Origin of the sequence: Seonamhaeicola sp. ML3, assembly GCF_023273855.1 — a bacterium.
Classification (GTDB): domain Bacteria; phylum Bacteroidota; class Bacteroidia; order Flavobacteriales; family Flavobacteriaceae; genus Seonamhaeicola.
In genome coordinates, this window is sequence record NZ_CP096884.1 from 683,088 (window position 1) to 696,776 (window position 13,689).

At 32.0% G+C, this 13,689-nt stretch carries 10 protein-coding genes; 3 read left to right on the forward strand and 7 right to left on the reverse strand.

The features are described 5' to 3' along the window. Nucleotides 1–111 precede the first annotated feature (111 nt). The 3 genes from M0214_RS03175 to M0214_RS03185 all read left to right on the forward strand — a co-directional run bounded on the left by M0214_RS03175 (nt 112) and on the right by M0214_RS03185 (nt 2,822). A complete protein-coding gene (locus M0214_RS03175) occupies nt 112–1,221 on the forward strand; it encodes a DUF4236 domain-containing protein (protein ID WP_248724022.1) in 1,110 nt (369 codons plus the stop codon). A 113-nt stretch (nt 1,222–1,334) separates the two neighbouring features. Continuing rightward, complete coding sequence (locus M0214_RS03180; protein ID WP_248724023.1) at nt 1,335–1,595, forward strand: hypothetical protein; 261 nt, start codon at nt 1,335–1,337, stop codon at nt 1,593–1,595. Nucleotides 1,596–1,760: 165 nt separating this feature from the next. Next, entirely contained in the window at nt 1,761–2,822 is a 1,062-nt protein-coding gene (locus tag M0214_RS03185; RefSeq protein ID WP_248724024.1) for a hypothetical protein, read from the forward strand. Between the two features lie 179 nt (nt 2,823–3,001). Here the strand turns inward: M0214_RS03185 and M0214_RS03190 are convergent, their stop codons facing one another. The 7 genes from M0214_RS03190 to M0214_RS03220 form a co-directional block, all read right to left on the reverse strand. Then, nucleotides 3,002–5,368: an AIPR family protein gene (locus M0214_RS03190; protein WP_248724025.1), complete on the reverse strand. Its 2,367-nt coding sequence runs from the start codon at nt 5,366–5,368 to the stop codon at nt 3,002–3,004. Further along, nucleotides 5,365–6,348, reverse strand: a complete 984-nt coding sequence (locus M0214_RS03195) for a PD-(D/E)XK motif protein (protein WP_248724026.1) — start codon at nt 6,346–6,348, stop codon at nt 5,365–5,367. Before M0214_RS03195 ends, M0214_RS03190 begins: the two co-directional genes overlap by 4 nt. Then, the gene (locus M0214_RS03200; protein ID WP_248724027.1) at nt 6,341–9,085 is read right to left on the reverse strand and encodes a Z1 domain-containing protein; all 2,745 of its coding nucleotides are present in this window, start codon (nt 9,083–9,085) and stop codon (nt 6,341–6,343) included. The genes M0214_RS03195 and M0214_RS03200 overlap by 8 nt, the downstream gene beginning before the upstream one ends. Further along, on the reverse strand, nt 9,085–10,569 hold the full coding sequence (locus M0214_RS03205; protein WP_248724028.1) for an ATP-binding protein: 1,485 nt from the start codon (nt 10,567–10,569) through the stop codon (nt 9,085–9,087). Before M0214_RS03205 ends, M0214_RS03200 begins: the two co-directional genes overlap by 1 nt. Then, nucleotides 10,569–12,134 carry a DNA cytosine methyltransferase gene (locus tag M0214_RS03210; RefSeq protein WP_248724029.1) on the reverse strand — a complete coding sequence of 522 codons (1,566 nt, stop codon included), beginning with the start codon at nt 12,132–12,134 and terminating at the stop codon, nt 10,569–10,571. Before M0214_RS03210 ends, M0214_RS03205 begins: the two co-directional genes overlap by 1 nt. A 697-nt stretch (nt 12,135–12,831) precedes the next feature. After that, nucleotides 12,832–13,194, reverse strand: a complete 363-nt coding sequence (locus M0214_RS03215; protein WP_248724030.1) for a hypothetical protein — start codon at nt 13,192–13,194, stop codon at nt 12,832–12,834. After that, nucleotides 13,194–13,685, reverse strand: coding sequence for a thermonuclease family protein (locus M0214_RS03220; RefSeq protein ID WP_248724031.1), 492 nt, complete (start codon nt 13,683–13,685; stop codon nt 13,194–13,196). Before M0214_RS03220 ends, M0214_RS03215 begins: the two co-directional genes overlap by 1 nt. Nucleotides 13,686–13,689 lie beyond the last annotated feature (4 nt).

Sequence of the window (13,689 nt, forward strand, 5' to 3'; positions counted from 1 at the left end):
CTTCTGAAAATCCTCGTGGATTTTCAGTTTGGTTTGTACTTGCAAAATTAAATGCTAACCCATTTAACTATTCATATCCTATACCACTAGCACCAATACAACCAAACAACAATGGGATTAAAATTTAGAAGAAGACAAAAATTATTTCCGGGTTTCTATGTAAACTTTAGTGCGAGTGGAATTAGCACTACTTTAGGTATTAAAGGATTTAATGTTAGTCTCAATAAGAACGGAGCTTATTTAAACACTGGAATTCCAGGAACTGGAATCTATGACAGAAAAAAAATTACTGACTGGGAATCTAAAAAACAAAAATCTGAAGACTTTGTACCAGAGCTACAACAAACCGAAAACTATTTCCTTCCAGAAAATTTAAGAGGCGAAATAAAAAGTAAAAATGCTTCAGAAGTTACTACACATGGTTTAGTAGAGTTAAAAGAGACATTAGTTGCGGCAAATAAAGAAATGGTTGCGATTAAAAAAGAAATTTCGCAACTTGAAAGAAAGGTTAAAAATTCAAATACTTTAAAAATAATCTCAAAAGTATTTTTAATTGGATTTTTAATTAAATGGTTCGATAACGATTATATCGAGAAAAAGGAATATTTAGTCAATTTAAAAAAACAAGTTACGGAATGCCATATTGATATAGAAATCGATATGGATAGAGTTCTAGATGAAAAATATTTGAAACTAAAACTTGCTTTTGATAATTTACTAGAATCGTCTTTAACTTGGGATATTACAAATGCAATTCCAAATGAAGATAATCGCTCTTCAGCCTACAGAGATATTGAAAGAATACGAACAAAAATCAGATATGAAAAAATTCCATTTTTAAATTCTGTTTACGAAGCAATGTGTTTCCAAAATCAAAATGGAAGTAATATTTACATTTATCCTGGGTTTGCGGCATTATTCGATAACAAACAAAACTTTGGACTAATTGAACTAGATGAACTTGAATTGAATTTTGAGCCAATGAATTTTCTAGAGACAGAAAAAATTCCCAAAGACAGTAAAGTTGTTGGAGAAACTTGGGCAAAAGTTAATAAAGATGGTTCGCCAGATAGAAGGTTTAAAGAAAATTATAAAATTCCAATTGTCAGATATGGAGAATTAACATTTAAAAGCGACACAGGTGTATTTGAAGTATTTCTATTTAGCAACGAAAATTTTGCCGAGGAATTTTTCGGAAAATACAATGATTATATGGAATAATATATTGGTGCTAACAAAGAACTGAGTTAAAAAAACAAACCTTTTTAGACTAATTTAGAAACAAACCGCTTTATGACGGTTATTCGAACCGTAGGGTGTATAAAACACACATTATGAGTGAAAAAAAACTACTTAAAATCATACTGGGACTGTTAATCGCTGTTCTATTACACAACCTTTTCTTGAATTATGAAATTCAACAAGTTAAAGAGGAGGCTGAAAGAACTAAACGATATGCCAGTTCGGCGGAAAATCATGCTAGAGAAGCTGCTGAAAATTCTCGTGAGGCTGCTGACTACGCATCTGAAGCCGCAAATCAAGCTGCAACTGCTGCATACAGGGCGTTTGGTAACCAATGTAGTTACTGCCCTTAATTAGTAAAAAGTTTAAACAAGTACAAAAAGAGTCAAAAAATGCACCCAACATAGCAATAAGTAATTGCTTGTTTTCCGGTTGGTGCGTACTTGCTAAGTTAAGTATTAAACAACACAACTACACATAGGTTTTGTGTTAAAAATCAGTTATAACATTGAAGAATTATGGATATAGATTTTATGTATAAACTTAAAGAATATAACATAATTGACAATCCTTTTGACTACAAATATTTGGATGCTGAAATTATTGAAAAGTATCAGTTTTTTGCAGATCAATTTGAGAAATTATATGAAGAAAAAAATGAACGTTATAATTTAACAGATTGTTTTTTTTATATAAGAGACGACATATCTTGTAATGCATTTGCCAGAAACAAAAGAGGCTATAATATAATTGGAATTACCAAAGGATATGCTGTTCAAATGTTAGAGGCTTTTGACGAAAAAATAATATCAAATAATTCTATTAATAAATTAATCGAATCAAATAATGGAAGTATTTCATCTGGATATAAAAAGCTACTAAAAACCAATGATTTTAGCGTCTCTAAATTCATGCTAAATTGTTCAAATCAATTTACTTTCGGACATGAATTTCAACACATATTACAATTTAATAGTTCGAAAATAATTGTTGAAAATTACATTTCTGAAAACATTGATTTATCTAACTTCTGTATTAAAAGGCATGCCTGGGAGTTAGACGCTGATTTCTTTGCTACCTGGGATGTTTTTGGATACATCCTAAACGTCAAGAATGGTTATTATTTCAAGAACAAACAAGATATTAATGAAAATGCATTTATTTGTTTACTATTTTTAGGAATAGGCAGTATTTGTATTACAAAGACATTCTCCTATTTTGGAAAATGGAATTACAAAAATGACATTAAAAAGATTAATTTTTACACAAAAAAACATTCACATCCACATCCTCTTGTTAGAATACTCCACATTCTTGATAGTTACCATGACCAAATCAAAGATAGTTTTCCTTCTTTAAAAATTGACAAACAGGGTTTATTGAACAATGTTATGTTATTAATGGAAATATATTTTAAAACACAGTCACCAAATAAGAAAATATTATCTTCATTTTTTAAAGATATTGACAGGTATTTAAATATTGCTAATGAGTATAAAGATGAATTGTATGATATTGCAATAAAAGATGAAGCAATAAGAACTTTACTTAATAAGAGAAATATTAAGTTTAAAGAATAAAAACTAATCCCAACTAAGTACAACCGGAATTACGGCAGAATGGACTACGTCCGAATGCACCCCGAATTGCCATCAACAGCCTAAAAATTTATTATTAACCTGTAGCCTATTTCAGGACTAGACACTTTGGAACGTTCTGCCATTTTAATTAAATTATTTGGGTTATTGGAGTTATTCAACTAAACCTTTACACCATACTTCTTTAACTTTTTGAGAGAATCATCAACTATTTTCATTCTTTTTAAGTCAATGTTTTCCTTTCTTTTAAGTTTTTGTCTGACGGTTTTAATGACACTCAATTCTTTAAAAGTAAATGTACCTGTTTGTTCTCCTAAATCTATAATTTGACGCCATTTAGCCTCATCTATCAAAAGGAGTCTATTATATAATGCGGATGGATCTATGCTTTCACATTCATCAAGTTCACTTAAAATTGTAATATCTTTAAAATTTACTTTTAATTGTTCTAACTTTTTAATAATTCTTACTCCAACTGAAATTTCATTTTCTGTAAAATTTCCAGAATATTTCATTTTTCTCCGAATACTTGACAACATATTATCTTCATATTTTGATAGTACATTTGTTCTAATATTATACTTGAATAGGCCATCCCAAAATCTAAGCCCTAAATCTGAAATTCGTTTTAAATTATCATATTTACGGATTTCTTCACTATCATCCTCATTCTGCTCATACCTTTGTTTATAATCCCTTTCACTTACTATATATGGTTTTAATATATCGAGATCAAAAGGGCATTTTTTCTGTTCTAATAACTTGAGCCATGTCTTTTCTGATTTTGCAGCTTCACTAATTAGTAAAACATTTAATGATGTAAAATATTCATATACATAGATTAGTCCCTTTTTCAACTCCGTTTTGAAAGATTCATCTATAATTTGCTTATTCCATATTTTACCTAAATCAATTTTCCCATCTGTTAATTCATGTAAAAGAGATAAAGTATATGCAACTGTGTGAGATTTAATATTTGTATCTCCTATTGGATCCTGATTCTTTCTTCCAAAAAGTTTATCAGTTGTCTTAAACAGTATAGCATTAGCAACTATATCTTCCCACATTATACGTGTAGGTTTCTTTTTTTTATACTCTTTCTCTGCTTCTCTAAGATAAATATTGTAGTTCTTCTGTGCTCCTTTAGATACATGATAAGGTATTCTATCATAAATATTCATGTACTTAGCTACCTCAGATTTCAATATCTTCTGAGAGGTTGGATATTTTAATTTAAAAGCTCTTTGCTTACCGGCTGTAGGTTCTTTATTTAATGATTCTTTATATTGACCTTTAACTCTTTCGAAAAACCAAATAGACTGTTTATTTCTATCATCAGGATCAATAGCATAAGTTGTTCTCGATAATTCCTCTAGCTTTATTAAAAAGGGATTATTAGAACTCAAATCTAGCTCAGAAACCTTATTTTGACTATTGGCATATCGAGAAATATTCGGGACCATTTCATTCTTTTTTTCTTCGTCTTTGATTACTGTCAATTTCATTTGAACGAAGACTTCAGAAAGGTCAGATTTAAATTTTTTGAAGGTATGAAACAAAGATGCTGTGGTTTGTCCTCCATTAACAATTTGAAAATCTTTAACACTTGTGATAAAATTTCGCCCCCCTATTTGCTCTGTTTTCACATCTATTGCCGTAGTAGCTAAACCATTATTATATGGTAAAAACATTTCAGGATTTTCACGAATAGTATCTCTTATTCCACGATTAACCTTTCCGGTTTGTTGTAAAAAAGCCCTCACGTTACTTTCTAATAGTCTGGTACCATAATTTTTGTACAAGGCAGCAAGGGCGTCTCCTGGAACAATTGCTAAATAGCATTCATAAAGATTATTTTTTGAGGGCATTTCTAGACATGGAATATCAACACCTAAAGTTTCCCTAAAATCAATTTCGATGGGCTCTCGGTTATATTTGGATTGAGATAAACGGTGTAAGCGTTCTAAATCCCATATATGGACATTTATTAAAAGATCATCAAATCCTTTTATTTTAGCTTTTGGGGCATCAAAAGGAATATTACCATTTGAGATAACAAAGATGTTTATTCTAATAAAATCATTTCTATGCTTTTTTATAAGGCTTGCTAAACCATACGCTTCCGTTGAAGGCTCTATCTCGTCCAAATGACCTTTCAACGCTGCATTCAAAAATTTAGCTGACCATTTTAACAATCCGTCAAATTCAGGTTTTCTTAAAGAGTAAATATCATTGGTATCTGAATAATGAGTTATAAAAAGGTCTACACTTTCAAACCCTTCTTCAATAGAATAACCATTAATTTTAAGATCAATATTTTCAAAGCGATTCTCTTTAACATAAGGACATAATCTAATACCATCTGTTTCTCCTGCTTCAGCTAAAATCTCCATTATGTATTCGGTGAACTTATCCTCTTTAGACGCTCCATCTTCATCTGAATAAGCTAATGAATTTACTTCATGGAACACTTCTTGTGTGTATTGTTCTAATTCAAAATCGGAATGTTGAGTGGTTATATTGCTCATATCATTTTACTTATAACAGATTCGAGTTCAGTTTCAAAAGGTTCTAGAGCCGTTAAATCTATTTGGTATTTTACATTATGAATAGCTTCATTATTAATGGTATCATTAATTAATACAGGAAAACCATTTTGCACCTTAAACACTCTTTGAGAACGAATAATAAACTCTATTTCATCATAATGCTTCTCTTCTCCAAGAGGAATACCCGAAAGATCAAGTTTCTCCTCAAACAACCGCAATAAATTAGGGTGCTTAGCCACTTTTTGTTTAATGCCTTCAATCAGTTTTTTTAAAGTATCTGAGCCATTACTTAATTCATCAAGATGAATCACATGTAAAAAGAGGTTATCCAATATAGTCCAATCTAATTGCAATTCACTAGCAATATTAACCGTTGGTTTAGTTGCCCTAGAGCTTTTTACTTCAACTGCTGATAGTCCATTGCTGAAATCTTGATTTGAACCCTCAGGACCTGTCCAAGAAGAAATTGTCTTTACAAAATCATTGGAACTATTCAATAAAGTGTTTAAAAATATTAATTCCCCATAAAGGCCTCGTTGTCGTTCTTTGGAAAGTAATTCCCCTTTTATTTTTGCAAATAATTTTCCCCAATACCCAACTTTTTCATTTAAGATTAGCGGTATGCTGTTTTCATTATCTAAATTTTTAAGACTACTAATCAAATCTTCAAGAAAAAGTATGAATACGTCTATTAGGTCATTATCCGATAGTATAATTGTAACGTCCTTCTTTCCCTTTTTTGAATCCAAAACTCTAATCTCAACCCCATGAAATCGCTTCAAATAATTCTTATGTATTGGTGTTGATTCATTTAATTCAATTTGAAACATTTTTGCATTAGACACACCGATACGCCCAACAAAGCAATTAAAACCTACATGAACAGCAAAATGTTCACGTAACGTGATTGATCCTGAATTTAATTCCTGATTTATCCATATGTCCTTAATATTACTCATCGTCTGCTTTATCATCACTTTGTTGTGGCTCTTCTTCGAATTCAGGGTTCAATGGACGTGCAGCATACTCAAATTTTTTCTCTGACTCAAATATTGGAAACATTAACCCAAATCCTATTATTGGTTCTTCATTAGATATGCCTTCATATTTTTCAGGATCAGGGTTCATTGGAACAATAACCAAAAGAGGCTTTCCATACCTTTTTCTATATTCTCTAATATCCTTTTCTGACAAAGATTTTTTCGTTGTATTTAAATCGACCACTTTATGTTCTTTAAAAAGGATTGCCCTCTTATTTGCTGGAACAAATATTTCATCTGCAGTTTGACCTAGGTTACGATCTGACAAACCAACATCAATCTGACCGTTTGCCCAGTTTAACTTTATGGATTTCTTCGGTGATGTATTCAAAGAAATAGCAATTGACCATTGGTCTAATAAATCATGTTGATTTTGCTTTTCAATGTATGATTTGATAATATCAAAACGATGGTAGGAATTACGATATGTTGAAATAAAATCAATAACCAAATTTGAATTCATATCCTTCCATAAAAGGAAATTTACAGCTCCTTTACTATTCGTCTTTAATTCTGGCTCAGGTAGTCTCGAAATTAAGTATTTGAAGTCATTATAATTTGCAGTAATTTCAGATTTATTGAATCCGAATGTTTGAATCAATTTACCGGAGAATCCTACCTGAATCTTTTCATGTTCCCTCATTTTTGTTAGAGACGTCACCATCAACATGCCAGGGTGTGTACGAACCTTCAATTGATAATCTTTCGGGACCATATTATTAGCCGCCATCTCATCAAAATCATTACGCATTTCTTCGGTTGCCATTGTTACGTGCCTATACCAGTTAATCAGTTGAGATGTCGTATACAATCTACACAAATCAGCATAACCAGGACGATATCCAAACCAACGCCCCATTTGCATAAGTGAATCATACATTCGAGTTGTTCTTAAATAATAACTAACTGAAAGTCCCTCAAGTGTAATACCTCTAGCTAATTTATTTCCCCCAACTGCAATTACTGAGAGCCCTACTTCTTTATGAGCATCATAATCAATCTCTTCAATTCTATGATATTCAAGAGAACCTGTTCTTTTAAGACCGTGGACAGCACGTACTTCAATCTTAGTCACTGCAGCAATTAATTCTTTCTTTACTTCATCCCAAGTATGCGTCCTTATTTTTGGGTCGTTATACGAAATATTATTCTTCACCTCTTTAGTTGTAGGTGTAAAATCATCATAGAAAATCTCTTCAAGATCATATAAGATATTACCTTGACCTGATTTTATTTGATTTTTGTATCCTCTTAATATTTCATTTACTAACCAAGCAACTCTATCAATCCACAGAACTCTCAAAGCAACATGCACTAACATTGAAGAATGTTTATTTCCATGTCCCCTCAATCTACGCATGGCATTGGTTAAAATAAATGCTTTTATTGCCTCTTTTAAAGTCTCAGGGACATCATCTGGTAAATCTTCTGCATTATGCTTATTGATTTTTTTTGGGATCCATGGTTCCTGGTCTTCAGCAAACCTAATTATGTCCAATCCTTCAGCAGATTCTCCTGTATTTTCATTTTCAAACCCAAATACTTGAGCAGCTCCTACATAATTAGAGGGCGGTGGAATATTTACTATAAAATCTCTTGGGAATAAATCTTCTCCAACATTTAATTTTACATCTTTAACATATGTTTCAAGATCTTCACTCCATGAAGATGGGATATATAAATTAGCATAAGGCGTGGCTGTATATCCAATAAAAGTGTTTTGATTGAATAAATTCAACAAAGTTCTAATCAATCGGTTAATTGTTCTAACATCATATTGGGTTCCAGAATTTACAGACGCATTATCAGCCTCATCATCAATCACTAGCATTGGAACATCCATTAATTTCCTCTCGCCATTGACATCAGATGCGAATTGATTAAGCCAAAGGATTAAATTTTCTAAAATACTTTTATTCTTTTTGATAACCAGAACAGTAGGGCTTTTACCTCCTATCGGAACATTTATTCTGCTTGCAATTGAACGATTGAAATCTCCTTTGTTATCTGACGAAGTATAAGAGTATATTTCAGTATCACATGCATAATTCCCAACGCCTACTTTTACATTTTTTTGGCGCATTATGAAATCTGAACTCTTTCTACCTATATAACCTTCATCAACTCTTAACTGAGTCTGGGACCTTAGTGAATTATGAATACCAGCGATTACTATAATAAGTTTATAACCAGCATCTGTTGCCTTATTAATCAATCCAGTGTAGTTAGCTGTTTTACCAGATTGAACATTTCCAACAACCATACCTCTTCTATCCCAACTTCCTTTGGTTTTTGGATTAACACACTTATCTAAAATTTTATCAGTTAGATCATCAACACTATCTACTGGAAAAGATCCATCCTTAGCTCTTAAATGTAATTTATAACGATCCCATAACTCCCATTTGACTGATGATTTGACATCACTTAACCAAGGTTTAACATCTTTTTCTACCAATTGGGTAGCCTTACCAGAGTATATATTTAAGTCAGCCTCCAATTGGATGATTAAATCATCTCTATCTACCTTATCAAATCCATTCATCTTAAACACATTGTTAATCTCAGTTTGAAGAATATCAGTATTTAATTCTTCCTTACTGTATTTTGCAAGTAGAACATGAGCTATATTTCGTGCACTTTCAAATTGATTCATTAGCTAAAGTATTGTTCCAATTCTGGAAATTGATTAAAAGGTTCGATATTAAAAATTTGTTTCAATGCAGTTTGATTATTTAAACCTTGAGACTTAAGCGACTCATACATTAGGGAGGCAACCTCTATTGTTCCTTGGTCTAATTCATTATTTGTATCTCTTAACTCATGACACTGTGGCTCTTCACTATGAAACTGAATGATTGACTCAACGGGTATTGTTTCTCCAATAATTTTTAAGACAGACTTCATTTCTTTCGTAGAAATAGATTCTTTCTCAAGTAAATTCTTAATAATAGAATGGTCTCGATTTATATAATAGTGTCTAACTTCTTCCCTAGTCTTTCTTGCTTTCCAAACAGATTGAAAATCAAACGAACTGATAGTGTCATCGAGCATAATCTGATTACCCCTAAATTTATGGATTGAACCTGCCCTAGACCTTGTTAGCTTACCTAATCTTACTAGGTCTTTTCTTATAGTGAATGAAGGTGTTGCAGTTGCTTTTTTAATATCTATTTTCCAATCGTGATCTAATTTATTTGGAATATCAATTAGGATTCTTGCATTTTTAAAATGTTCATTTTTTGAGAATAAGCCGAGCCAATCACCATGTAGCAATAAGCGGTTTTGACGGTATATATAAAACCCTTGAAGTTTATACCAATCTTCAGTTTTTGCTTTTTTCCTTTCTTCAATAGTCAATTTCGAAATATGTGGCAAAACATAACATTTAACACTAACTTGCCCTTTGTCTAGAGATTCATTTGCAACGAGTTGGCCACCATCAGATTGCTTCATAAATGGGTCCCAAGGTTCTAGCTTATTACCGTTTAAATAAATCGCAACCTTTTTTTGTTCCAAATATCTATGAAAAACAAGGCTTAAATGATCTTCTACTGCAGCAAATTCATCGAGAAACACATTCATAGCTGCTTCATTATTCTTGTTTGCATTACCGACAAGTCGATCCATCTTTTCCCATATCACTGTTGTACCAGAACTTAATTCCTCTAATTTATTTACTAGTGATTTATCAGATATATAATCTAATAAGGACCATTTCTTCGTTTTATTTACATAATCTAAATCCCAACAACGATTAATAATCTTATAGCCATCACTTTTAGAAACAACTGTCAATCTTTTGCACTGAGAGAATGATGAGGTTTTTAGACCTAGTCCAAATCTACCTAAATCATGTTCTTCACGATCATCTTTTGGGTCTCTACTTCCGGGTGTCATTGCCAATTTTAATTCGCCAAGATTCATTCCCAATCCATCATCAGTGATTGTAACCCATGAATCTGCTCCATCCCACTTGTATTCAATCCAGATATTTTCTGCTTTAGCAGAAATACTATTATCAATTATATCAGCAATAGCAGTCCTTAAATTATATCCAAAAGCCCGAAAGGTATTAATCATAGCACTAGCTTCTGGCGGCGTTTCTTCTTGTGAAATATTTTTATAATCTATATCCATTAAGCGTTCTTTTGATTTAAAATATCTGCAACTAATTCAGCTATTTGATATGCCAAATAAGGAGGTACAGCGTTACCAACTTGATGGTATTGGGCTGTCCTACTTCCTCTAAATAGGTAATTATCTGGAAACGTTTGGATACGCGCAGCTTCTCTTACCGTTAAAGATCTGCATTGAGCTGTGTCATAGTGAATAAAATAATGTCCATCTTTAGAAATATGACTTGTAACTGTTGTTGCTGGTTTGTCTGGAACTTGAACCCTAAATCGATCTGCAAATTTTCCTGAGTCTACATTGGCATGATCCGGTAATAAATCTTTACTGTGCTCAGCATAATCATTTAAACGAGGGAATCTTTTGTGTTTCTCAACGTAGAGTCCTGCAAATAAATATCGCATCAAATCTTGGGTAAGATGTGATCTAGACTCATGATTTACAACTCCCCTTAACCTTTTATCAATGTACCAATCTTTTAAAATATGGTTTCTCGGAATTAAGTTATTAGCTTTAAGGTACTCAGCACCGGTATCTAATTCTATTTCTCTTGGACCATCGGTAAGTCCATTTAATTCCAATTCCCCCCATACCTTTATCTGTTTAATATTTTTAGACATTTCCTTTAGCCAATTAACGCTTGAGTCAGGCACATTTTCATATAGTCGCTTAGGTTTACCATTTTTATAAACCTCAGTTGAATGATAGTGGGTAAAACTTCTATTTAAGCCACTTCTCACTTTTGGCAAATTGTCAATTACCGATTTTAACGTAACTTCTTTCTTCTCTTTTAAATATTCTCCATTATGACTAAAATCTTTTCTAACCCCTAAAAGAATTACCCTATGACGTTTTTGAGGCACACCATACTTCTCTGACTTTATTAGAAAATCTGAATCTTTTGCAATTGGTTTAACCAATGAATGTATTTCGTAACTGTTACCAACTTTTAAATCTCGTTTCATCCAATCAAAAACTTTTTCCCCATCTATCTTTGCAGAAAGAAGACCTTTGACATTTTCCATAACAAAAACGGCCGGCTTATGTTTTTTAATGATTCTTAGGTATTCTTCATACAAGTATACCCTGTGATCTTCTTTATAAATACCTCCAACTCTTGACCTTCCTACATTAGAATAGGCTTGACATGGCGGACCACCTATTAACACCCAATTCTTCCTGTTACTTAATTGGGAATTAATTATTTTATCCACCTTTTTTGAGGGCCAATTTTCACCTCCCAATTCAATTAATCTTGCTTCTTTTTTTGCTAAAACTCCCTCCTCATACTTATCTAATATTTCTTCTATAAATGATTCTCTTTTTATTAAGTCTGGTTCCCTTAGAGCTCTATAGTAATCTTCAGGAACTCTCTTATTATTCTTAATAAATTGCCTAAAAAAACTTCTAAAGGTTAAAGTTTTATGCGCGTTTTCCTCTTTCTCTATAGAAAGTTTAATATCAAAAACATTTTCCCTATCATTATCCTTTAGAGACATAAAACCTTCACCAAGTCCTCCAGGGCCGGCAAACAAGTCAATTATTGGAATTTTGCTATTAATTTTCATCATTAAAGTCTAGACTTCACTATTATTAATGTACTAACGGGTTACTTTTATCAATAATAGCGACCTGAGAAAGTCGCTATTATGAATTTTTCGTGAGAGTTTTTAAAGTTAAAAAAGAAATTGAAAACAATCATATTCCTATTTGATTTTCTCCCAATAATCCTGGGATTTAATTAAAATTAGGTGCGCACTTTAAATTATCATTATAAGGTCGAATGTATTTCCAAAACGCTTTACCAGCAATATCTAAATAATTCATAGAATAATACAATTTGGCTTTCGAACCTACCTGATAAATGTATTCAGAACATTTATATGAATAATCTCTTTTAAAACACACAATAGCAAAATGATATGTCCGATAATCAATATATACATCATAAAATGTCACCTTAGAAATTGCGTCACTAGTATAACTTGTATATGCTGTTCCACGACTTTTAGATTTTACAAAGCTTATCATTTCATCACAGGATTGAGCACAGGATTCCAAAGAGGACAAAAAGGTGAAAACCACTAAAGGGAGTGAAATTTTCTTCATGACAGAATTGGGACTTCGATTAAGGTTTAAATATAATTTCAAACTTGTAGATATTTCATGACATGAATCATAAGCAATAGTTATTGTTCTCAAATTTATAATGGTTTAAAACACCGAGATTACGGATATCCGTAAGTAGTCGTATTTTTTTTTTACGGATTAATGCTGATAACACCGACCATTAGCATTTTTGGTCATCCTTTTGCATCTGCTGCCGGATTTTGTTATCCCTATACACCTTGTAGAGGTAGTATTCTTAGACGAAGGACTATTTACTTTAGCATTGGACAAGTTGTTACGCAATTTTCCTTTACTCCCTTTTTCTGGCTTACAAACCGAACATGCCGAATAACCATATTTCAGTGCCTTTTCCAAGGTTATTTCCTTCTTAGAATATTTTAAATAATGGCATTTACTTTTATGATATTTTTTTCCTGTTTTAGTTATATAAACAGTTTGAGCCTCGACCTGCATAGAGACTCCTGCAATAAAAACAAAAAGAACAATTCTTATGAATTTCATTACTTGCTTTTTCTTTTAGATGAACGCCATTCCCAAGGAGCCATGGCATGAGGATCCTGCCACAATCCTACTTTATTTTTCCTTGCTTCATCATGCAAATCTTGCAATACAGAATCTTTAGAATATTTTAAATAATGCCATGCAAATCCATTCTTGAGGAGCTCCTGACTTAAATCTAAGGAATCGTCATATTTTACGAGAGCCACGAGTCTTCCATAACGGTCTTTTTTTATAACCTCTAATTTTACTCGTTTATCAAATATTTCTTGAGAGGTAAATTGTTTAGCTTTTTGATAAAAAGGCTGTTTTCTCTCTGGACAATCTATGTTTGCTACCCTTACCCGAACGAGTGTAGAATCTTGAGTTAATAATTTAAATGTGTCCCCGTCTGTAATCGCAACTGTCTTTCCTTCTATATGCTCTATTGTATAATATGAACTGGCATTAACTAAAAATAAAACCGATAAAAATGTTAAAGCTACTTTTTTCAAAATT

What these genes read in the sequence shown, in the direction of transcription:
- M0214_RS03175 (WP_248724022.1), top strand. Translation starts at nt 112, where the DNA reads ATGGGATTAAAATTTAGAAGAAGACAAAAATTATTTCCGGGTTTCTAT.
- M0214_RS03180 (WP_248724023.1), top strand. Translation starts at nt 1,335, where the DNA reads ATGAGTGAAAAAAAACTACTTAAAATCATACTGGGACTGTTAATCGCT.
- M0214_RS03185 (WP_248724024.1), top strand. Translation starts at nt 1,761, where the DNA reads ATGGATATAGATTTTATGTATAAACTTAAAGAATATAACATAATTGAC.
- M0214_RS03190 (WP_248724025.1), bottom strand. Translation starts at nt 5,368, where the DNA reads ATGAGCAATATAACCACTCAACATTCCGATTTTGAATTAGAACAATAC.
- M0214_RS03195 (WP_248724026.1), bottom strand. Translation starts at nt 6,348, where the DNA reads ATGAGTAATATTAAGGACATATGGATAAATCAGGAATTAAATTCAGGA.
- M0214_RS03200 (WP_248724027.1), bottom strand. Translation starts at nt 9,085, where the DNA reads ATGAATCAATTTGAAAGTGCACGAAATATAGCTCATGTTCTACTTGCA.
- M0214_RS03205 (WP_248724028.1), bottom strand. Translation starts at nt 10,569, where the DNA reads ATGGATATAGATTATAAAAATATTTCACAAGAAGAAACGCCGCCAGAA.
- M0214_RS03210 (WP_248724029.1), bottom strand. Translation starts at nt 12,134, where the DNA reads ATGATGAAAATTAATAGCAAAATTCCAATAATTGACTTGTTTGCCGGC.
- M0214_RS03215 (WP_248724030.1), bottom strand. Translation starts at nt 13,194, where the DNA reads ATGAAATTCATAAGAATTGTTCTTTTTGTTTTTATTGCAGGAGTCTCT.